Source organism: Tannockella kyphosi (genome assembly GCF_021054785.1).
In the GTDB taxonomy this organism is placed as follows: domain Bacteria; phylum Bacillota_I; class Bacilli_A; order Erysipelotrichales; family Coprobacillaceae; genus Tannockella; species Tannockella kyphosi.
Genome location: NZ_CP088239.1, coordinates 664541 through 685619 on the forward strand (window position 1 = coordinate 664541; position 21079 = coordinate 685619).

Consider the following 21079-nt stretch of genomic DNA (forward strand, 5'->3'; position numbering starts at 1 on the left):
CCTTAACATTTTTGAATATAGTGAAATAATAAGGTAATCATGATATGATTATGGAAAGATTATTTATCTAAAGATTGGAGAATGTATATGAAATTATATTATTTTTCACGTAGTGGTGAAAGTGAAGAGATTGCTCGTTTGATTGCAGAGAGTAATCATGTTGAAATGCACAGAATAGATGATAAGAAAAATTGGGATGGAAAAATCAATTTTCTAAAAGCCGGTGCTATGGCTTCAAAAAGGGAACAATTACCCATTGAATATCAAAAGTCTTGCAATGATGAAGATATTGTTTTGGTATTTCCACTTTGGGCTAGTACTTTTCCACCAGCAATAAGATCTTTTTTACAAGATTTTGATACAACAAAAATAACGGCTGTAATATTAAGTGCTGCTACTAGTCTTAACGTTAAAGAAATGAATTTATTTCTAAAAGTATATGAGATTAAAGGCAAAGATAAAAAGCCACCAGAAGAGTTATTATAGAATGCAACTTATAATTGATATTAGTTTATTTCAATAAATTAAGAAAACGAATTATAAATGATAGATATTGAAATAAGAATAATGATTGTTTATATTATGTTTGGGAGATATTATGAAAGAAAATTTTATATGGAAAGATCCACAATTGCATAAAGATATATTAGAGATGGAGGATATTGTTACTGAAAATACAGAAGATGAAATATACAATCTGATTATAAAAAATGTAGAAAAAATAGGTGATGATTTTTATAAATATGAATTTGTTAAAGTACATTTTTTAAATTGTAAATTTGAGGAAGTATCATTTGAAAAGTGTTGGTTTAAAGAAATTATATTTGAAAACTGTCAGTTTAATCATTGTAGTTTCAAAAATACTGATTTACAAATCGTAAAACAAATAAATTCTTTGCATAGAAATACTGATTTTTCAGATAGTACTTTTCATTTTGTCCATTTTCTAGAATGCAATATGAAATATTCGAATTTTAATGATTGTAAAATTAATGGGTTTAAAAGTGATAAAAGTGATTTTAATAGTACCTTTTTTGCTAACAGTACAATAGTTCACGCAAGTCTTAAAAAAACTTCTTTTTGTTTAGCTGATTTCTTTTTGACACCTTTAAATAAGATAGATTTTAGTGATTCTGATATAGAAGGCATTGTTATATCTGAAAATAAAAGTGAACTAAAAGGCATTATAGTTAATAGTTATCAAGCACTTGAGTTAGCTCGCATGTTTGGTATTATCATAAAATGATCATAACCTGTATGTTAGACTGGATTAATCTCTAGTCTTTTTTTGTATGGATATTTTATGGGTGTTTACAATAGCAACGTAGATGCATTTAGATATAAACGATACCCACGTGCAAAAAAAGAGTGAAGCATAGAATGGAGTAAAAGAATATAACTTGTTAGAATTAGAAAAAGATAGGAAACAGGCTTGAATAGGTGAGAAGTATGCTATAATTTTCTAAAGAATATTTATAGAAGAGTAATCTTAGATAATAAAAAGTGGACACGGTAAATAAAAATTATAATAATTTAAGCTATTTTACAAAAAGATAAAATGAAATAATGCTATAATGTGTAAAAGAATCGATGAATTTAAATGATCATGAAGTGATTAATTTTGGGGGATTTAAAGATGATGATTTTGAATGTTCCTATATCGAAACAGCATTTGTTATATCGGTTTTATTAGAAAGAGAGAATAAAAACATAGTTATAAAGAAAGGAATAGAAGATATGGATTATCATAAAACAGGTAAACTCTTATCTTTGGTTTTACGTCATAAACCTGAAAGTATAGGATTATCTTTAGATGAAAATGGATGGGCTGATGTAAAGGAATTAATAGTATTAATCAATAAAAATAACAATAGTATGGTAAGTCTAGAAGACTTACTATACATTGTTACTATTGATAATAAGCAAAGATATTCATTCAATAAAGATAAAACAAAAATTCGTGCAAATCAAGGACATTCATTACAAGTAGATGTCGAATTAAAAGAAATGATTCCTCCAGATATCTTATATCATGGTAGTGCTACGAAATATGAAGAATCTATTCAAAAAGAGGGACTCCTATCTAAAACAAGACTTTATGTTCATTTATCAAAAGATGTAGATACTGCAATTATTGTAGGGAAAAGACATGGAGAAGTTATTGTTTATGAAGTAGATTGTAAAAAGATGATTAATGATCACTATGTATTCTATCTATCTGTTAATAATGTTTGGCTTATAAAAGAAGTACCAGTAAAATATTTAAAAAAGATAGTATGATATTGATAAAGGAGAAATAAATGAAAACGGTTAGAAAAATTCATTGGAAAAAAGGATATCCTATTAAGAAAACAATATTATGTACAGTATGGATAGTTATCTTAGCAGCAACACTTTATGGTGCTTATGAAATCATGATGGGTATTCATACCCAAGATGATATTTATGGTACTATCTTTTGTAGTATCTTTTTACTTATTACCTTCTTTCCTTTAAAGAAGTATGTTTTTAAGAAGAATCCATGTTTTCCATACTTAAATAAACATCTAACTACAGTTCAATTAGAAAAACTATTAGAAGGTGAAGAATTTAAATATATAGAAGAATTTAAAGATACTATCTTATATAAACAAATAAAAGTAAGTGATTATTGGATATCGATTAATGGTTATTATGTATTAAAACAACTAGTATATCAATGTTCCTTACATACATCATCTACTGTTATAAACAAGAAATCATCTACTTATATAGAACTACTAACAATAACAGGAAATAGATTATCTATTGATACAGGATTAGGATATATTGGAGAGTTAGATCAGTTATTTTATTCTTATGCTAAGTATCATTTAAAACTTATCGTAGTGTTATTTGGTGTTGATGTAACGATACATGGACCTAAATGTAAAAGAATATTGAATCAAGAAGCATATAAAGATATGAGTTTTCTAGATATTATTGAGCATTCTAATGAAATTAAAGAGCAATGTATTGATTCTATCGAATCAGGATTTTTAAAAGTACATAATAGTATTTAGTAAAATGGATGTTTTTAACAATTTCAATTTCACTTTATATTTTAATAAAAATATGTAGAATAGGACACGAATATTGTGCTTAATTGCGTCTTGAGGAAGAGGGGAAATACAAGGGAAGAAGAAATAATAGAATATAAAGCATGGGAACTACTCGGCAATTGAATTACAGAGGTTTCTCGCTTGTTATCCTAAAAATCATGATTTAAGAAAATCAACAAATAAAAAAGTTACACTGCTTTACTTAAGCAATTGAGTATAGAAAAACAACCTGAATAAAATTTCAGGTTGTTTCTTTTGCACTTAGTGCCATTTACATTATTATACTCAAAACATCTAAAACACAATATATTATAAACAAATGAAGAAGTATTCTACATATATGTTATTTCTAAAAGTCCATTCTCACATCAAAAAGCTAGAAGTACCTTTTGAACTAGCATTTTATTTAACTTTTTCAAAAAGCCACGCACTGCGTGGCGAATTGAGTTGGACTCATTATCGTTTGTTAATGAGAGTGGGAGAGCTAGTAATTTTTATAAAGAAGAATGTGTAAGTTTTGACTGGGTACAAAGGTAAATTCATTGCTTTTATAATGAAATCTTGCTATCTAGTAAAGTTAGAAATAGTATAAAAGGTCCTTATGTATTAGGGCTTCTAGGACTTGTTGATCAGTCTTCTTTTAGCAAAAAAACAATTAGAGGTAGCTTTGATATCTCATTTACAAATCCTTATTGTCTCTAGAAAGAGGCTTTTTATTGAATATAAAAGAGAATCATATTTGATGGTAGACATTTTTATATAGACTTACTCTTTTATAATTACTTATTGAAATGTTTTGTTATTATTGATTTAAAAAAGTGGAATAATTGGTGTGATACATTACACGAATTATTAGAATTGCAAAGATTATAAGCATTATGCTCAAAGGTGTAACCTTTGATTCACTTATGACTATTTAATCAACCTAGAAAAATTATCATCTATTACAGCATAGTTGCTTAAAAATGCACATTTAATGATATCAAGGAGATAAATTAGTTGATGTGTGTCGGTTCGAACTTTATGGCTGGTATTATTTGTGGATTAACCTACTCGAAAATTCATATAGAAAAGTAAAATATTATAATTTTTGTCCACAATTTTGGCAGTACTTTATATTTAATGGTCTCCAAGTAATCATTGCTCCACATTGTGGGCATCGATAAAAAATTATTCTTATTAAAAAACCTATAACAGTAATTGTGATTCCAATAATCGTACCTATATTAACATTGGATTGAAAGTACATTATTGATATACCAAATACTATAATACCAAGTTGTATAAGAAGAAAACCTAATATATTAGCTGTTTTATATTTCATAGTATATTACCTAATATAGCATTGCTGGGATATTCGGATTTAGTAAATTAATTGTTTTTACTGTTTTCCCTGCTATTCCTTTAATAATTACTTTAGAAACCTTTGCATCTATGTATACACTTCCTAAATAACCATCAACAGCTTTTGCTGTACTATTGTAATTAGTTGGTGTAGCTGTTCCGTTATATGTTTTGGTCAAAGAAGAGGCAATTCCACTACTTAAGACCATTTCTGTTCCACCAGATCCGAGTTCTGCCGCTGATACTGAAAGTGTTGCTGACAGGATTAATGCTACCATCATAAACATAGAAATAATTTTCTTCACTTAAATAATACCTCCTTTATTTATTTTTATTATAATACAAGAAAGATTAACTTTTTGCCAACATAGTTTGGTTAATTTAGTGTAAATTTACAGAAATTTAATTGTTCTTACTACACTAATAATTTATTCCCCTTTACTTCACTAAAGTTTTTGGCATTTTGATTTGTTAAATTTCATGATAGGTAAATAATATTCATTTTGATAAGTAACGTATAAACTCATTTTAATATTGGTGATAGCATTTGGCTTGGAACTCGGGTTACCATTGGAATGAGTACAACTATTAGGGTAGATAGTGTTACTACTAAAGATATACACCAATTGCATATCCTTACCCCATAAAAGTGAATAGGTGATAAGATATTAATTTATATCTCACCCTCTGATTATTTATATTTCGCTTATATTAGAGATTGTATAAAATATGAGAATATAAATTTTTGAACTAGACATACTGTGTCGGGTTCGCTTTGTTATAATTGTCATATAATTTTAAAAAATGAGAAAGAGGTTATTTTGATGAAAAAATTATCTATGGACCTAATTTGTTACTGGATTTTTATGGTATTAGGACTTTTAATGATGTATGGAAGTTATCAAAGAACATTCCATGATGCTGGTTGGGGTGTATTAGAAGAAATACAAGTGTATGCGTTAGCTCTACCCATTCCTACAAGGATTTTACTTCTTTTATTATTTCTAGCTGTTTATTCACCTATTGTATATAGAGCATTTCGGTATAAGAAAAAATAAAGCAAGAAAATACTAATAAGTGGTGAGGCTGAGATATATGGACTTTGTTACTAAAGTTAATGAGCATAATCAGTAGACTAGATTAATTTCTAGTCTTTTTTAACACTTTCTTACTAGCAAGTTCTAAGAACAGGATATTTTTATATAGATACAAATATTTATTCATTTTCAAACAATTAAATAAGCATCACAGTAAAAAGCCTAATAACTACTTCATCAATGTGATGATTTTAGAAAATAGTTTTTTTATTCTTGAAGAGTAATTGCTTCATGAATTACGTATAACTTAATGAGAAAGTCATCAAAGAACAAAATGAAATAAATAAAAGAAAAGAGGGAACTAATAATGGAATTAGAAAAAGAGATTGTAAATGATATAAGAAATATCGTCTATCAAGCTAGAAATAAAGTATATCAAGTAACTAATAATACAATGGTACAATCGTATTATGAAATTGGTAGAACAATAGTAGAAAAACAAGGTGGTATGGAAAAAGCAGAATATGGGAGTGAGCTTATTAAAACTATTTCAAAAGAATTGTCTGCAGAGTTTGGAAGAGGATTTACAACTACTAATTTGAAAAATATGCGTACATTTTATTTAACATTTCAAAAAGGTCACGCACTGCGTGACGAATTGAGTTGGACTCATTATCGTTTGTTAATGAGAGTAGAAAATAAAAAAGCTAGAAATTTTTATGAAGAAGAATGTGTAAATTCTAACTGGAGTACTAGGCAACTAGAAAGACAAATTCATTCTTTTTATTATGAAAGGTTATTATCTAGTAAAGATGGAAAAAGTACGAAAGATAAATCAATAGGTGAAGATGACATATTAAAATCACCAAGTGATATTATTAAAGATCCTTATGTATTAGAGTTTTTAGGACTTCCAGATCAGGCATCTTTTAGTGAAAAAGAATTAGAAAGTGCTTTGATCTCTCATTTACAAAAATTCTTATTAGAATTAGGAAGAGGTTTTTCTTTTATAGCAAGACAAAAAAGAATTACTTTTGATGGTAGACATTTTTATATAGACTTACTCTTTTATAATTACTTATTGAAATGTTTTGTTATTATTGATTTAAAAATAGGGGACTTAACGCATCAAGACTTAGGACAAATGCAAATGTATGTAAACTACTATGAAGAAAAAGTAAGTAGTAAAGAAGATAATCCACCTATTGGTATTGTTTTATGTGTAGATAAAAGTGAAAGCTTAGTAAAATATACGTTACCTAAAAATAGTAACGTATATGCATCTAGATATAAACTATACTTACCTAGTGAAGAAGAATTAAGAATAGAACTTCATAAAGAATATAATTTGTTAGAATTAGAAAAAAGAATTGGTAATAAGTGAATTTACTGTAAATTAAAAGCATGCTATAATTGGATAAAGATTATTTATATAATAAATGGAGAGCGATTAAATGGAAAATAAGCATTTCTTGTACAATGGGAATTTACATCCATCAAATAATAAACACACAGCAATGATTATTGTAACAGGCAGTGATGGTGGTCATACATGGGCAAATGAAATTGCTGAAACGTTTGCATCACAAGGAATTACCTGCTATTCTATCAGCTATTGGAAAGATAAAAATTTACCACATACCCTGTCTCTTATTCCTCTAGAAATCATAAAAGATGCTAGTATATATTTGAAGGATCAAGGATATGAAAAAATTGGTATTTATGGAATATCCAAGGGAGCTGAACTTGCCCTTGTATCTGCAAGTTGCTTTTCTGAAATTGAATTTGTTATAGCTGTTTCTCCTGCTTGCCTTGTATTTGAGGGTATCCGTAAACCACGTTATAGTAACACTTCCAGTTGGACTTTAAATGATCAACCTCTTCCTTATGCAAGCTTTCAAGATGTAGATGTAAATATGTTTAAAAACATTTTCAAATATCATGAATTTGGGTTCAGAAAACAATATATTGAAGTTTTGGAAAAAAATAAATGCGAAGAAAATACTATTAAAGTAGAAAATATCAATGGTCCGATATTATTATTGTCTGCAAAAAATGATGCCCAATGGTGTAGCGAAATCATGAGTGACCATATTATAAAAAGATTGAAAGAAAAATGTTTTCCGTTTTTTTATAAACATGAAAATTATGAAATTGCAAGTCATATTTTATGCCCAGTAGATACTTTTTCAAAAAAGGTGTATAAAGTGGAACGAAAATTTCCACTTGAGTGTGAATATTCTAGAAAACGAGCATTTGAAGAAACATTAAACTTTCTGAAAGAACACATCTGAATTTAATCAGGAGAAAAGTTTTATATATTTCAGTGTTATCTATAGGTGGTCTTATTATGAGCATAATCAGTAGATTAGATTAATTTCTAGTCTTTTTTAATACTTTCTAACTAGCAAGTTCTAAAAACAAAGAATAAATATAACGCTATTTAGGAGAAATTATGATGGAAACAAAAAAGATACTTAAAGATAAACTATGAGATGTGACGACGATATCTCATTTAGCAGTAGTAGGGTAATAAGAACAGGGAAGTCTACGTTAATAAAACATAACACGTCAAGGCAGTAATACCTTACGACGATGATCCTGCTACAAAGTTACGTGTTGCTATGAATTACCACAATCAGGTAAGGGTAAAATGATTATGACTGTAGAGCTAAATTTATCCCTAATCAAGCAGTATCAATATTATTAGAAGATAACTTAAACGTAAAGGCAAGGTTAGTGGATATTTGTGTAATAATAGGACCAAAACGAATTAAATTGCTATAATCAACACAATTTGATTTATGTTGCAAAAGTTATCTTTTTGTATTAAGAAAAGTATAATTTCAAGCTATTCTTTAGTCCTTATCGTACAAAATATTGGAACTAAAACTACTATAAAAAATAGCTGATTAACTAAAATAGGATGTTAAGATTCAAAAAAACATAAAACAAAACTATGATTTTTCAGAACATAGGTGGATTTTATCCTATATTTCGAGTATACTATGTTTGAGGTGAGATAAAATGATGATTAATACTGAAAATATAGTTGCAATGACAGAAGCAAATCAAAACTTTTCAAAAGTAGTTAGAATAGTTGATGAAAAAGGAATGGCAGTAATTATGAAAAATAACAAACCAAAATATATTCTTGTTGATTTTGAAGAATACGATGATATTCAGTTACTTCGTGAGGTTAGAACTAAGAAAATAAGTGAAGCTACAGATCAATTGATTGATGAAAATCTTGAAGCTTTTTTGGAGCTAGCTAAATGATATTTTTAACTATTGATGAAATAATAATAATACACAGCATATTATGAGCATACCCTGTGGATTAGACTAGATTAATTTCTAGTCTTTTTTTATACTTTCTTACTAGCAAGTTCTAAAAATAGAGAACAAACATACCACTAGTATAGGAGGAATTATGATGGAAACAAAAAAGATACTTAAAGATATAACAAAGAGATGTGATGGGGATATCTATTTAGCAGTAGTAGGGCCTGTAAGAACAGGGAAGTCTACATTTATAAAGAAGTTCATGGAAAAGGCAGTAATCCCTTATATAGATGACCCAGATGCTAAGTTACGTGCTATTGATGAATTACCACAATCTGGTAAGGGTAAAATGATTATGACGGTAGAGCCTAAATTTATCCCTAATCAAGCAGTATCTATCTTATTAGAAGATAACTTAAATGCAAAGGTAAGGTTAGTGGATGATTGTGTAATAATAGGACTAAACCGAAAAAAGCCCGTAAACACTGAGGTTTTAAGCAATTTAAAGAAAAGTTATCTCTTGCAGGTGGCTTGAAATGATAGAAATAATAAATTTAATAAACAATAAATCTTAAAGAGGGTTTGTTTTGTATTCCGAAAGGAGTATGAAACAAACCCTCTTTTTTGTGCCTAAAATTAAATGGAAAGGAGTTAAATTAATGAGCATCAAAGAAGTGACAGAGGGTTTTGCGTTTGAAATGATGATGAAAGAAACACCATATTCAAATAACTATGATAGTGGTAGTGATGGCATCTTAGAGGAATGTAGAAGCTGTCGTTTTCATAGACCGAATTGGAAACATGAAACTTGTGTATATGAGTTTTGTCCTTATTCAAAGGAACCAATTTCAACACGCAGACAAAAATAACAGGAGGTAGATAAAATTGAAAGCAAAGACTATCGCCGTCGTCAACCAAAAAGGTGGTGTCGGCAAAACAACTACTTGTGCTAATTTAGGAATTGGTCTTGCACAAGAAGGTAAAAAGGTTCTTATCGTGGATTTAGATCCACAAGCATCATTAAGCATCAGCTTAGGGCAATCTCAACCGGATACACTCGATACGACTATTGCCAGTATCATGAACAAAGTAATTTCAGATATTCCACTTGAACCAAACGAGGGTATTTTAGCACATGATGAGGGTATTGATTTTTTACCTTCAAACATTGAGTTATCAGCTGTGGAGGTATCGCTAGTTAATACCATGAGTCGAGAAAGTGTTTTGAAACAGTATCTTGATACTGTTAAAAATGATTACAATTTCATTCTTATTGACTGTTCTCCCTCACTTGGTATGTTGACTGTTAATGCTCTTGCTAGTGCAGATAGTGTAATTATCCCAGTCCAATCTCAATACTTGCCGGCAAAGGGTTTAGAACAGCTATTGCTGACAGTAGCTAAAGTGAGAAAACAACTTAATCCTAAGTTAATGATTGATGGCATTTTAATGACAATGGTAGATAATCGCACAAACTTCGCAAAGGATATATGCACCTTGTTAAGAGAAACTTATGGTGGAAAAATCAAAGTATTTAATACTGAAATTCCACAATCTGTAAGAGCTGCTGAAACATCAACAACTGGTAAAAGTATCTTTAGCCACGATCCAAAAGGAAAGGTAGCCGACAGCTACAAAAATTTGACAAAGGAGGTGATTAAAATTGAAAAGCTCCGTCAAAAACATAAATCTGAAATCGGTAGATGATATTTTTTCAACCGAAGAAACAAGACAAGACCAATACAAAGAAAAGGTCGTACAAATTCCTTTGAATGAACTGTATCCATTTAAAGACCACCCTTTCAAAGTCCTTGATGATGATAAAATGATTGATACAGTTTTAAGTGTAAAGTCATATGGTGTACTTATTCCTGCAATCGCTAGACCTCGTGATGAGGGTGGATATGAGCTTGTAGCAGGTCATAGACGACATAGAGCAAGTGAACTCGCTGAACTTGATACAATGCCCGTACTTGTGCGTGATTTAGATGATGAAGAAGCAACGATTATTATGGTTGATAGTAATTTACAACGAGAAAACATTCTACCAAGTGAGCGAGCTTTTGCATTTAAAATGAAAATGGAAGCTATGAAAAAGCAGGGCGAAAGAAAAGATTTAACTTCGTCCCAAATTGGGACGAAGTTGCAAAGAGCTGATGAAGTGATTGCAGAAGATGCAGGCACAAGTCGAAATCAAGTGCAAAGATACATTAGATTGACAGAACTTATTCCCGAATTACTCTCGATGGTAGATGAAAAGAAAATGGGTATGACACCTGCTGTTGAACTATCATTTTTGAAACAAGAAGAACAAGTGGTGTTCCTTGATGTTTTAGATAGTGAACAAGCTATCCCCTCTTTATCTCAAGCACAGAGAATTAAAAAGTTAAGTGTTGATGGAAATTGTGACTTTGATACTATGAGTGCCATTATGGGTGAAGAAAAGAAATCAGAAATCGGCAAAGTAAGTTTTTCAACTGACAAACTGAAAAAATACTTTCCTAAGTCTTATACACCACAAAAAATGCAAGATACAATCATCAAATTACTTGAAGGTTGGCACAAGAAAAAGCAGCAAAATCAAGAAAGGTAGGTCTATATGAACAATGAAATTTATGCTCATTCCTTTAAAAAATTCTGCACGTTAAACGTACCTATCTATAAAGTCTAGCGACTTTTTAGGAGGTGTAGTCGATGGCAGTTTTTAGAGTTGAGAAAACCAAAAACTACACTGTTATGGCAAACCACCATTTGCAAAACAAAGAATTATCTTTAAAGGCAAAAGGGTTACTATCCATGTTGTTATCACTTCCCGATACTTGGGAACATAGTATTGCAGGATACGCAGTTATTTGTCGTGATGGTGTAGATGGGGTTAGTAGTACAATCAAGGAACTCGAAAAAAATGGATACATTATTAGAACAAGACTTAGAAATGATAAAGGTCATTTTACTGATACCGAGTATACCATTTTAGAACTTCCACAGAGTATACCAAAAGAGGAAAATCCTAAACCGGAAAAGCCTATCTTGGAAAATCCAATCTTGGATAAACCACAAATGGATAAACCAAAACTGGCTGAACCTATCTTGGAAAATCCCCTGCAATTAAATACTAAACAATTAAATACTAAAGAATTAAATACTAAAGAATTAAATACTAAAGAATTAAATACTAATGTATTAAATCCTTATCTAATCAATCAAAAGATACAAGGATACGAAATGATAGGATTTGATAGTTATGATGAATTAAAATCAGTTGTTTATGAGAATATTGAATATGAGCATTTTAGAAAATATGGCAAAATATCAGAAGTCGAAAGAATAAAGGAAATAGCTGATATTATTATTGAAACTTTGTGTTCTACAAAACCAACGATTAATGTAGCAGGTGAAGATTATCCGTCACAACTTGTAAAGGATAAAATGTTAAAGATAAGTTCTTCTCATATTGAATATGTTTTTGAATGTATGAAAGCTAATCCAAGTGAGATAAGAAACATTAAGAGATACCTGCTTGCAACACTATTTAATGCTCCCTCAACTATGGACAATTATTATACAGCAAAAGTAAATCACGATTTCAATTACTAAAACACTTTGAATGAAACAGAGTGTTTTTATTTTGCCCAAAAGAAAGGAAATATTACATGAAAGAATTTGATATTACAATTACTGAAACACTTGAAAAAGTAGTAACAGTGAAAGCAGAAAGCCAAGAAGAAGCCGAGGACTTAGTCCATGACCAGTGGTCGCAAAGTATCCATGTATTAGATGCTGATAACTTTACTGGAGCAACTATTAAAACATCGGCAACACGAGAAATTGAAGAAGTTTCAAAATTAACAGTTTTACTTATCGAGCCAATGAAACCACCTTCAGTAGTAGAGATTTCAAGTGACTTAGACAGCTTGCAAAAGGCTGTTGGTGGCTATATTGAAACTGCCCATTTCTTTAATGATCCGATTGAGATTGTTTGTAACGAAGAAGGCAAAATTAACAGTCTACCATTAAATCGTGCAATTTATAATGAGCAAGGCGATATGGTAGAAATTTTAGCAGGCTCATTTTTAATTGTTGGTGATGGTGAAGAAGATTTTGAAAGTCTTTCTCCAGAAATGATTGATAAGTATTCTAAGGTTTTTGAAAAACCCGAAAAATTCTTTAAATTAGCAGGAGCTGTTGTCGTACAAAAACTCGAGCCTTTGAAAGAAAAAGATGCAACTGAAAAAACACAAATGGAGAGATGAATTATGGTTGTTATTACCAGTGTCAAAGATATTGAAACTGCTTATGAAGAATTAAGCATTGCGATTATTGTTCAAGCTGCAAATGATTATAGAAAAGTGTTAAAGAAACTCGAGAGTGATCCGTTTAATGTTTTGTTACTTGTAGAAAGAGCAGAAATTGAACAGTTTTTTCATTCTCAATGGTATGAGTGTTTAACTACTGTTGATGGGACTATGATTTTACGCAGATTGAAGAATGGAGAATAATCCTCTCTCCAACATAAAAGGAGGTGTTAGAAAATGTCAATCCAAGAAGATATTGATCATCGAAGTATTGCACTTACCACAAGAGCTGCTAAGGTAACTGGTCATACACTCTATAAAATGATTAGAATGTATATGCAACATCGCAAAAACAAGAAAATGCACCCAAACATTCCACAAGGAAAGCAAACTGTTAAAGCTCTAGCCAAGCAAGGGCAAGGTATGACTTCACTTGATATGAATGATAATGATGTAAAGTTATTTGACCGATTGATGCGAAAATATGGTGTTGATTATGCAATTATGACAGACAAAAAGACAAAGCCACCCACTCATACTATTTTCTTTAAAGGAAAAGATGCTGATGCTGTGACAAAGGCTTTTTCAGAATTTACATCAGAGATTACTAAAAAGCAAAGCAAAAACTCTGTTCTTGCACAACTCAAACAGTTTGTTGAATTGGTGAAGAACAATACGATCGATAGAGTTAAAAACAAAGATAAGGAGCATACACGATGAAACGAAAATTTATAGTCAGTTTTCTGTTACTGACAATATGTCTATCTTTAGTGTCTTGCACCAAAGATAACGAGATAGACCAAACCTTAACAGAAGAACAATCCCAAACAGAAAGTATTGAGGAAGATGATTTAGTCGTAGGAGAAACAGATGCCGACAATGAAGTTGATTATTCTTGGTTAGAAGAATTAAGAGAAACAACTGGTTGTGAGCTGTGTGGCTCTACTGATTGTCCCTCTCTTTATGCTACTGATGAATGGGGACAAGATGACATTGATATTACCTTATGTGAAGAATATGACATCACCAGTGATCCACTTTACTATTGCCCGATTTGTGGCAAAGAAAAAGGCGATGGCACAAATGATACTTGCGTTAGATATTTAGAAGATATGACTTGTTATCTGTGTGGTGAAGATGTTACTTGCCTAGAATGTCATACCTGCAAGGAGGTGGAACAGCTTGAATAAATCAAAGAGATTTCGTCCACTTATCATGAGTGCTATTTGTATGCTAATGATTTTTACAACTAGCATTAACGCCTTTGCTATTTCTTGGAATGGTAGCTCAGATGGTGGTGGAGGTGGTGGATCATCAGCGACTACACCGGGTTATTCCATTACTTATACGAATTACAATAACGTGGCAGGTTATCGCTTTTCAGTTATAGATGCAAGTGGTAATACTGTTTCAAAAGTAATTGATGTTTACCGAAGTGGTTATTCAACCTACATGAGTTCCTATCAGAAGTTTAGTACCAAGTACAATAAAGCACAACTTATAGCAAAGCAAAATAGCAGTTTTTCCATTACTTCTAATACCACTAACTGCTTTAATGAGTCTAGCTTTAGTATTTCACTACCCGATCCCGATGGTATGGCAAGTTGGGCAAAAACAGATGCAAACTTAAATGCTATTTTACGAGAACTTGGATTTTCAAATGGTGTAGATAGTTTATCCTATGGTTACAAGGTAATTGTAGAGCCTTTACAACTTGTCCGTATAGAAACTGTTCGATGTGTTTTAACATTAACTGAAATTGCCCTTTATGGGAAACATTTGTTAGGTGCATCAAGTAATGGCGGCTCAAGTAGTAATAGTGGTACATGGGGATTTATTGCAAATTATACTAATATGCACTTTGCAAACTGGTTATACACTCCCGATGGAATGGGTGTTTGGGGTAATGCAAGTTATTTAAGTAGCAAAGCTACATTTTATACGATTATTAATTCGGGATATGGTGTAGGTGTTGCCTATGACGTGGCTACAAGGCAAGAATATACGGTTACTTACAATGCCAATGGTGGTAGTAATGCCCCGAGTTCTCAAACCAAATACGAAGATGTTAGCTTAACACTTAGAACAGCAACTCCCACACGAACGGGTTATACCTTTAAAGGTTGGGGAACGTACGCAACAGATACTTCTGTAAATTATAGTGCAGGTGGAACATACACCTCAAACAGCAACATTACTTTATATGCTATATGGGAACGAAACTCCTACACAGTCAGTTATAATGCCAATGGTGGTAGTAATGCCCCGAGTTCTCAGACGAAGTATTATGGAATAAACCTCACCTTGAGGACAGCAATACCTACACGAACGGGATACACATTTAGTGGTTGGGGAACGTATGCAACCGATACTTCTGTAAATTATAGTGCAGGTGGAACGTATACTTCCAATAGTGGAATTACCCTCTATGCGATATGGACACCGAACTATTACACGCAGACCATAAACTTTTATAAGTATAATCCACTTACCGATGATTGGATCTACTACACGACTAAAACCACATCAGCAAAGTATGGGACAACATTTACTCCAACTACCACTGGCGTAACAACACCAACGGGACATTATTTTGGTGGATTTTCCGTTAGTTCGTGGACTGTAACGGGAGCAAAAACGATAAAGGGATATTATTATCCCAATGAGTACACCGTTAGTTACAACGCAAACGGAGGTAGCAATGCTCCAAATCCTCAAACTAAATACTATGGTTATAACTTAACTTTGAGTAGTCAAATACCAACTCGAACGGGTTATGATTTTGCAGGTTGGGGAACATACGCAACCGATACTACTGTGAATTATAGTGCAGGTGGAACATATAGCTCCAATAGTAGCACTACCCTCTATGCGATATGGACACCGAATGTAGATATTTATCCCGAATATATCGTGCCAAACTCCAGTTATAGGCAAGGAACTGATATTATTGTCAGCTATGACATTGTAAATGACGGAGTATTTAGCTTTACACCAAGCGATCCTCTTGAAGTAACTCTTACAGTAAGCTCGACCAATGATGCAGGAGTAACAACACAGATTTTAAATACTTCTGAAGATGTAATTGTCCCGAGTTATAACGAAAATCTTGTGTATTTCAAGGTAAGTGTCCCGAGTGACAGTCGTTATCTCACGTTTAAAATAAATGTTTCTTCCAGTGTAGAAGAATACGATTATGCAAATAACACTTCTACAAAAGTCGTTTCCGTTACTTCGGTGGTAGACTCACAAACAGAAGATACCACTTTTGAAAGTTCACCAACTGGATTTACTGTACCAAGCTCCACAGCTAGTACACCTACTTTGGGTGAAACAGCAGTAAGTAGTGCAACGTGGCAAGTATGGGAATGGAGCAATAACGCATTCGTGCTTAACACTTATGGAGTTACTTATTCTCCTACAATATCTGTAACAGCTGACACAGTAGTTCAGACCGAAACAGTAAGTGGTAGCATTACTACCATGAAATCGGGATACGGAATTATGTTTGAAGCAACAACGGGCATATCTTCTTACGGAAGTTATTTAATGCCAAGTAGTGATGCCTATACATCAGCTCAAAATGGAGCATTATTTTTACCCGAATATCAGTATTCTAGTGCAATCAATAGTTATCGCACATTAGGACTGATTAGCAATATATTGACACTTGAACAAAACAGTAATGCTCTAAATAGTAATGGATCAAGTGCATATCGAAGGGTACATTTTACACCGATTTATTATCCCGATGGAATGTATGTATTAAAATCTTACATTTATGATGTTTGGACACCGGCAGGCATGATTAGTGCCACCACCACAACAAGCCAAATCAAGATAGATGGAAATATCTATGATGATTGGTTTTACACAACTATTCAATAATTAAGCAGGCTATTTTTCTTAGGAACTTAGCTTGCTTTTTTATAATGCTATTTAACTGCAAAGCAGTTAAGTGCATTTCAAGGTTCTCTCAGCTGTCAAAATCTTTGATTTTGGTAACAGCGTGAGGTTCTTATATATAAAATTAAAAATTCAAGAAAGAAAGAGGAAAACAAGATTATGAAAAACAAAATTAAACAAGCAGGAAGAACAGTAAAAAACAAAGCAGCATCTATTATCACATCAGTGAAAGGAATGTCACAGACTACCGAAACAGTATTACTTATCGTATTAGTGGTGGCAGTCATTGGAGCATTCTTTGCTCCTGCGATTACAAGTTGGTTTAGTGGTGTTATGTCAGATCTAGCTACCCACACAGAAGGCATCTTCAACTTTGCACCATAAGAAACAACATTACTTCACAATGAGAGCTTATAAGTACCTAAGATGCTTATAGGCTTTTGTTATACAGAAACCAACAAACAAAATCAAACAAGAAAGAAAGAGGAAATTATTATGGTTAACAAAATCAAACAAGCAGGAAGAACAGTAAAAAACAAAGCAGCATCTATTATCGCATCTGCAAAAGGTATGTCACAGACTACCGAAACAGTATTGCTTATCGTATTAGTCGTGGCAGTCATTGGAGCATTCTTTGCTCCTGCAATTACAAGTTGGTTTAGTGGTGTTATGTCAGACCTAGCCACCCACACAGAAGGTATCTTCAACTTTGCACCATAAGAAGAATAAAGTCGAAACAGCCTGCCTACTTTGGTAGGCTGTATTGTAGAAATGACTACCTACAACCGAAGATGACAAGTCAAAATTGGAGGACGATATGTTACTTAAAATCAAACGTAAATTAAAGGATATAAATGGTGGCATATCAGTCCCCGTTATATTTCCACTTATTGCTCTTTTATTAGTGACAATCCTACACCTTACATTTTTCTCGATAGGAAACGAAACTTTCTTATCTTGGAATTTAGTAAAAGCAATGTTATTTATTACCATACTTGTATTTGCATCTATTAGCGATCTAAAAACAATGACAGTATCAGATAAATACACGTTCATGTTACTTGGAGTGGGACTAGTTGGTGTAACTCTCGATAGCTTAGTAGGAGCTAGTATCTGTTTTATCTCATTTTTCTTAGTGGCTATGCTGACTAATCTAGGTGGAGCAGATGTAAAAATCGCAGGAGCTTGTGGCTTTGTACTTGGTGCATTACCAAGTTTAATCGCCTTGCTCATTGGACTATCCCTATCAGTAATTGTAGAAATTGCAGTTACACTAATTAAAAGAGAACCTATCAAAAGGCACTATCCACTTGTGCCTTACATTACAATCGGCTGTATTGCCGTAACCATTATGAAAGGAATTAACCTATTATGAAACTAATTAGAAACAGACTATTTTTAGCTACCATTTGTGTAGTATTATCAGCACTTTGTGTTTATTCATTTTTACAATCCAACACATCGGAGGATGTAACAGCATATAAACTCAATACAAATATTAGTCAAGGAACACAAATTACCGATGAAATGCTTACTTCAGTAACTATTGGTACAAAAGGCATGGATAATGTTGTGTTAGATGAAAATGAGATTATTGGAAGTTATGCAGCTACTGATTTAGCTAATGGTCAAATAATCATTGATACTCTACTTGTGGATACGCAAGCTGATGTTATTCAAGGTTTTGATAAATTGGAAGATGGAAAAATTGCTTTTACTATTTCTTCTAGTTCTCTTGCAAGTAGTGTGGCAAATAAACTTCAATCGGGAGATATTGTTTCCGTCTATGTCAACACAAACGGAGTATCCACTCAACCAATCTTGCTAAAATACGTAGAGGTACTTTATGTTAGCACTTCAACTGGGGCAGATAAAACAGAAACAGATGAAGAATCTATTTCCGTTATTACTCTTATTGTAAATGAAGAACAAGCCTTGCTTTTAAATGAATATGAATATACAAGTAATTTGCATCTTGCTCTTATCTCTCGTGGTGATGAAACTCTAAAACAAGAATATTTAACTGCACAAGAACTTTTACAAGAAGAATATATCCCTGCTGAACAAACTGAGGACGATGTGACAGACAGCGAAGAAGATGTACTCACTCATGAAATCACAGAATAAGGAGGACAACATGAAGAAAATTATTGTAACTGGCAATAGTGGGAAAACCTTATTTTCCTACTTTCTTGCTGAACACCTTAGTAAAGATAAAAAAGTAGTGCTTATTAGTACCGATGAGCAAAAAGCAACCTTTCGTTGTCTATTCCCTAATGCGAAGAAAACAAAGAAATCTCTTGCAAGGCTCTTGTCTGATCCAGTCATTACAGATAAAGATATTTATCAAAACGCAAGTTTAATCAACAAGCGATTTTTAATGATTACTGGTGGCGATTACACCGAAAACTTTCCCGATATTACTACTTTTAACTGCGTGAGGTTACTGACAGCACTAGAAGGAATTGCAGATATTGTAATTGTAGATAGCTCAAAACATATCTTTGACAGCTTTATTGCAAAGGCTCCCGATTGTACCAATATCTGTATTACGACTGCTGATATTCGAGGACATCATTTTAGAATGAAAGAAGAAAATGGTGCAATTAATGTGTTGTGGCAAAGTAGTCCTTATGGCTCATATCAAGATGCTCTCACTACCTTTAAAGAGAAACCATTTGAACTTCCTTATGAGAAGAAACTTACAGCAATTTACAATGGCGAAGCAATCAAAGATGTATCCGTTAGTAGTAAATATAAGAAAACATTAAAATCCATTGCCAAGACGATGGAAGAACTGGAGGTAAGTTATGACGTATAAACAAGTAGCTCCTAACCCCGACTACTTTCCACTTCTTGAAAAGGTGCGTCTTGCTGTAAATGAGAACTACTGGCAATTAAACGCAGAAAAAAACACAACGGAAAGCAGGCAACTTGTACTTGCCTTTTATCGTAACTATTTGAAATCTAATCACATTCAACTAGATGGATATACCAGTAAAGAGTTAATTAGAAAGCTTTATAACGATACCCACGAATATTCTATCCTAACCGATGCTCTAAAAGATGATACTGTAGAGGGTATTCATGTAAATGCTTGGAATTGTATTATCTTACAATTTCGTGATGGACATTTTGAACACATTAGTGGATTTGAAAATCCCGAACACAGCATTGATGTGATCCGTAGACTTATTCAAGAAAAAGGAAAAGTGCTTGATGAAAGTATGCCAATCGCTGAAACTTCTATCGGCTCAAATATTCGTATCACGACTGTAAAATCACCGATTGTTGATGAATATGTTGGTGTTGCTTGCTATATTCGTAAACTATCAAAACAAGTCTTTCAAATTGAACGATATGTAGATGGTGGTTTTGCCTTAAAGCAAGAAATTGATATGCTCTCTACTTTTATGAAACGAGGAGTATCGGTACTTGTGGTAGGAAAAGTAAATACTGGGAAAACAACTTTCCTCTCCTATTTGCTTTCAACACTATCTGATACAACAAAAGTTGTAACCATTGAAAACTCAGCTCGTGAAATGGACTTAACCAAAGTAAAAGATGGCGAAGTGGTCAATAACGTGGTGCATATGTTGACAAGGGAAAGCAAAATCGAAAGTTTAGATATTAAGCAAGAAGATTTAGTGGTTATTTCCCTTAGACTTAATCCCGACTATATTTCCGTTGCAGAAATGCGTGATAGTGAAGCCAGTGCAGCTGTGGAAGCCAGTCGTTCGGGACACCCGATTATCTCCACTACTCATGCAGGCTCACCAAGAGAAGCTCACAAACGTATTGCAGACCTTGCTAGAAAAGGAAACCATACCGATTATCCAACAGCTTTAATGCAGGCACAAGAAGCCTTTCCCGTTGTTGTATTTCTTCATATGCTTGAGGATAATTCTCGTAGAGTAATGGGAATTACAGAATGCTTTGTTGATGAAGAAAATAAGGCTCATTATAACCCACTTTGGAAATTTGAAATTGAAGAAAATACAGTCAATGATAATGGTGTGGTAATTAAAGGCGAACATAGACAAGTTGGTACTTGCTCTAGTCATTTGATTGATAAGATGAAAATGTATGGTATCAGTCAAGCTGAAATTGATGAATTAGGAGGTATGTGAGT

General features: G+C 32.4%; 26 protein-coding genes. 25 read left to right on the forward strand and 1 reads right to left on the reverse strand.

Translation table 11 applies throughout. The features are described from left to right. Positions 1-87: 87 nt before the first annotated feature. The 5 genes from LRR82_RS03450 (at position 88) to LRR82_RS10930 (ending at position 3953) form a co-directional block, all read left to right on the forward strand. Positions 88-486 carry a hypothetical protein gene (locus tag LRR82_RS03450; RefSeq protein ID WP_249030129.1) on the forward strand — a complete coding sequence of 133 codons (399 nt, stop codon included), beginning with the start codon at positions 88-90 and terminating at the stop codon, positions 484-486. A 112-nt stretch (positions 487-598) separates the two neighbouring features. Then, entirely contained in the window at positions 599-1246 is a 648-nt protein-coding gene (locus tag LRR82_RS03455; protein WP_249030130.1) for a pentapeptide repeat-containing protein, read from the forward strand. Between the two features lie 344 nt (positions 1247-1590). Continuing rightward, a complete protein-coding gene (locus LRR82_RS03460; protein WP_249030132.1) occupies positions 1591-2280 on the forward strand; it encodes an RNA 2'-phosphotransferase in 690 nt (229 codons plus the stop codon). 20 nt (positions 2281-2300) lie between these two features. After that, on the forward strand, positions 2301-3041 hold the full coding sequence (locus tag LRR82_RS03465) for a hypothetical protein (RefSeq protein WP_249030133.1): 741 nt from the start codon (positions 2301-2303) through the stop codon (positions 3039-3041). 774 nt (positions 3042-3815) lie between these two features. Continuing rightward, entirely contained in the window at positions 3816-3953 is a 138-nt protein-coding gene (locus LRR82_RS10930) for a PDDEXK nuclease domain-containing protein (RefSeq protein WP_399201161.1), read from the forward strand. A 461-nt stretch (positions 3954-4414) separates the two neighbouring features. Here LRR82_RS10930 and LRR82_RS03470 read toward each other — a convergent pair whose 3' ends face one another. Continuing rightward, positions 4415-4729 carry a hypothetical protein gene (locus LRR82_RS03470; RefSeq protein ID WP_249030134.1) on the reverse strand — a complete coding sequence of 105 codons (315 nt, stop codon included), beginning with the start codon at positions 4727-4729 and terminating at the stop codon, positions 4415-4417. Positions 4730-5248: 519 nt separating this feature from the next. Between LRR82_RS03470 and LRR82_RS03475 the strand changes: the two genes are divergently transcribed. The 20 genes from LRR82_RS03475 to LRR82_RS03570 all read left to right on the forward strand — a co-directional run bounded on the left by LRR82_RS03475 (position 5249) and on the right by LRR82_RS03570 (position 21077). Next, a complete protein-coding gene (locus LRR82_RS03475; RefSeq protein WP_249030136.1) occupies positions 5249-5482 on the forward strand; it encodes a hypothetical protein in 234 nt (77 codons plus the stop codon). Between the two features lie 346 nt (positions 5483-5828). Next, positions 5829-6845 carry a PDDEXK nuclease domain-containing protein gene (locus LRR82_RS03480; protein ID WP_249030138.1) on the forward strand — a complete coding sequence of 339 codons (1017 nt, stop codon included), beginning with the start codon at positions 5829-5831 and terminating at the stop codon, positions 6843-6845. A gap of 70 nt (positions 6846-6915) precedes the next feature. After that, the gene (locus LRR82_RS03485; RefSeq protein WP_249030141.1) at positions 6916-7755 is read left to right on the forward strand and encodes an acyl-CoA thioester hydrolase/BAAT C-terminal domain-containing protein; all 840 of its coding nucleotides are present in this window, start codon (positions 6916-6918) and stop codon (positions 7753-7755) included. Between the two features lie 733 nt (positions 7756-8488). Further along, on the forward strand, positions 8489-8740 hold the full coding sequence (locus LRR82_RS03490; RefSeq protein ID WP_249030142.1) for a type II toxin-antitoxin system prevent-host-death family antitoxin: 252 nt from the start codon (positions 8489-8491) through the stop codon (positions 8738-8740). A gap of 154 nt (positions 8741-8894) precedes the next feature. Continuing rightward, positions 8895-9281 (forward strand): hypothetical protein, encoded by a 387-nt coding sequence (locus LRR82_RS03495; protein WP_318031845.1) that lies wholly within the window; start codon positions 8895-8897, stop codon positions 9279-9281. 124 nt (positions 9282-9405) lie between these two features. Continuing rightward, positions 9406-9615: a hypothetical protein gene (locus LRR82_RS03500; protein ID WP_249030144.1), complete on the forward strand. Its 210-nt coding sequence runs from the start codon at positions 9406-9408 to the stop codon at positions 9613-9615. A 16-nt stretch (positions 9616-9631) separates the two neighbouring features. Next, positions 9632-10453: a ParA family protein gene (locus LRR82_RS03505; RefSeq protein WP_249030145.1), complete on the forward strand. Its 822-nt coding sequence runs from the start codon at positions 9632-9634 to the stop codon at positions 10451-10453. Beyond that, complete coding sequence (locus LRR82_RS03510) at positions 10410-11339, forward strand: ParB/RepB/Spo0J family partition protein (RefSeq protein WP_249030146.1); 930 nt, start codon at positions 10410-10412, stop codon at positions 11337-11339. The genes LRR82_RS03505 and LRR82_RS03510 overlap by 44 nt, the downstream gene beginning before the upstream one ends. Positions 11340-11440: 101 nt before the next feature. Then, positions 11441-12343 (forward strand): DUF6017 domain-containing protein, encoded by a 903-nt coding sequence (locus LRR82_RS03515; RefSeq protein WP_249030147.1) that lies wholly within the window; start codon positions 11441-11443, stop codon positions 12341-12343. Between the two features lie 56 nt (positions 12344-12399). Next, positions 12400-12999, forward strand: a complete 600-nt coding sequence (locus LRR82_RS03520; protein WP_249030148.1) for a DUF3846 domain-containing protein — start codon at positions 12400-12402, stop codon at positions 12997-12999. A 3-nt stretch (positions 13000-13002) separates the two neighbouring features. Continuing rightward, positions 13003-13245 carry a hypothetical protein gene (locus LRR82_RS03525; RefSeq protein ID WP_249030149.1) on the forward strand — a complete coding sequence of 81 codons (243 nt, stop codon included), beginning with the start codon at positions 13003-13005 and terminating at the stop codon, positions 13243-13245. Between the two features lie 33 nt (positions 13246-13278). Further along, positions 13279-13761, forward strand: a complete 483-nt coding sequence (locus LRR82_RS03530; protein WP_249030150.1) for a PcfB family protein — start codon at positions 13279-13281, stop codon at positions 13759-13761. Then, positions 13758-14231, forward strand: a complete 474-nt coding sequence (locus tag LRR82_RS03535; RefSeq protein WP_249030151.1) for a hypothetical protein — start codon at positions 13758-13760, stop codon at positions 14229-14231. Before LRR82_RS03530 ends, LRR82_RS03535 begins: the two co-directional genes overlap by 4 nt. 40 nt (positions 14232-14271) lie before the next feature. Beyond that, on the forward strand, positions 14272-16929 hold the full coding sequence (locus tag LRR82_RS03540) for an InlB B-repeat-containing protein (RefSeq protein ID WP_249030152.1): 2658 nt from the start codon (positions 14272-14274) through the stop codon (positions 16927-16929). 177 nt (positions 16930-17106) lie between these two features. Next, a complete protein-coding gene (locus tag LRR82_RS03545; RefSeq protein WP_249030153.1) occupies positions 17107-17331 on the forward strand; it encodes a hypothetical protein in 225 nt (74 codons plus the stop codon). Positions 17332-17442: 111 nt separating this feature from the next. Then, positions 17443-17667 carry a hypothetical protein gene (locus tag LRR82_RS03550; RefSeq protein ID WP_249030154.1) on the forward strand — a complete coding sequence of 75 codons (225 nt, stop codon included), beginning with the start codon at positions 17443-17445 and terminating at the stop codon, positions 17665-17667. 97 nt (positions 17668-17764) lie between these two features. Continuing rightward, entirely contained in the window at positions 17765-18322 is a 558-nt protein-coding gene (locus tag LRR82_RS03555; RefSeq protein ID WP_249030155.1) for an A24 family peptidase, read from the forward strand. Continuing rightward, the gene (gene cpaB / locus LRR82_RS03560; RefSeq protein WP_249030156.1) at positions 18319-19074 is read left to right on the forward strand and encodes a Flp pilus assembly protein CpaB; all 756 of its coding nucleotides are present in this window, start codon (positions 18319-18321) and stop codon (positions 19072-19074) included. Before LRR82_RS03555 ends, cpaB begins: the two co-directional genes overlap by 4 nt. 10 nt (positions 19075-19084) lie before the next feature. Further along, the gene (locus LRR82_RS03565; RefSeq protein WP_249030157.1) at positions 19085-19768 is read left to right on the forward strand and encodes a hypothetical protein; all 684 of its coding nucleotides are present in this window, start codon (positions 19085-19087) and stop codon (positions 19766-19768) included. Then, positions 19758-21077, forward strand: coding sequence for an ATPase, T2SS/T4P/T4SS family (locus LRR82_RS03570; RefSeq protein ID WP_249030158.1), 1320 nt, complete (start codon positions 19758-19760; stop codon positions 21075-21077). The genes LRR82_RS03565 and LRR82_RS03570 overlap by 11 nt, the downstream gene beginning before the upstream one ends. Positions 21078-21079: the final 2 nt, after the last annotated feature.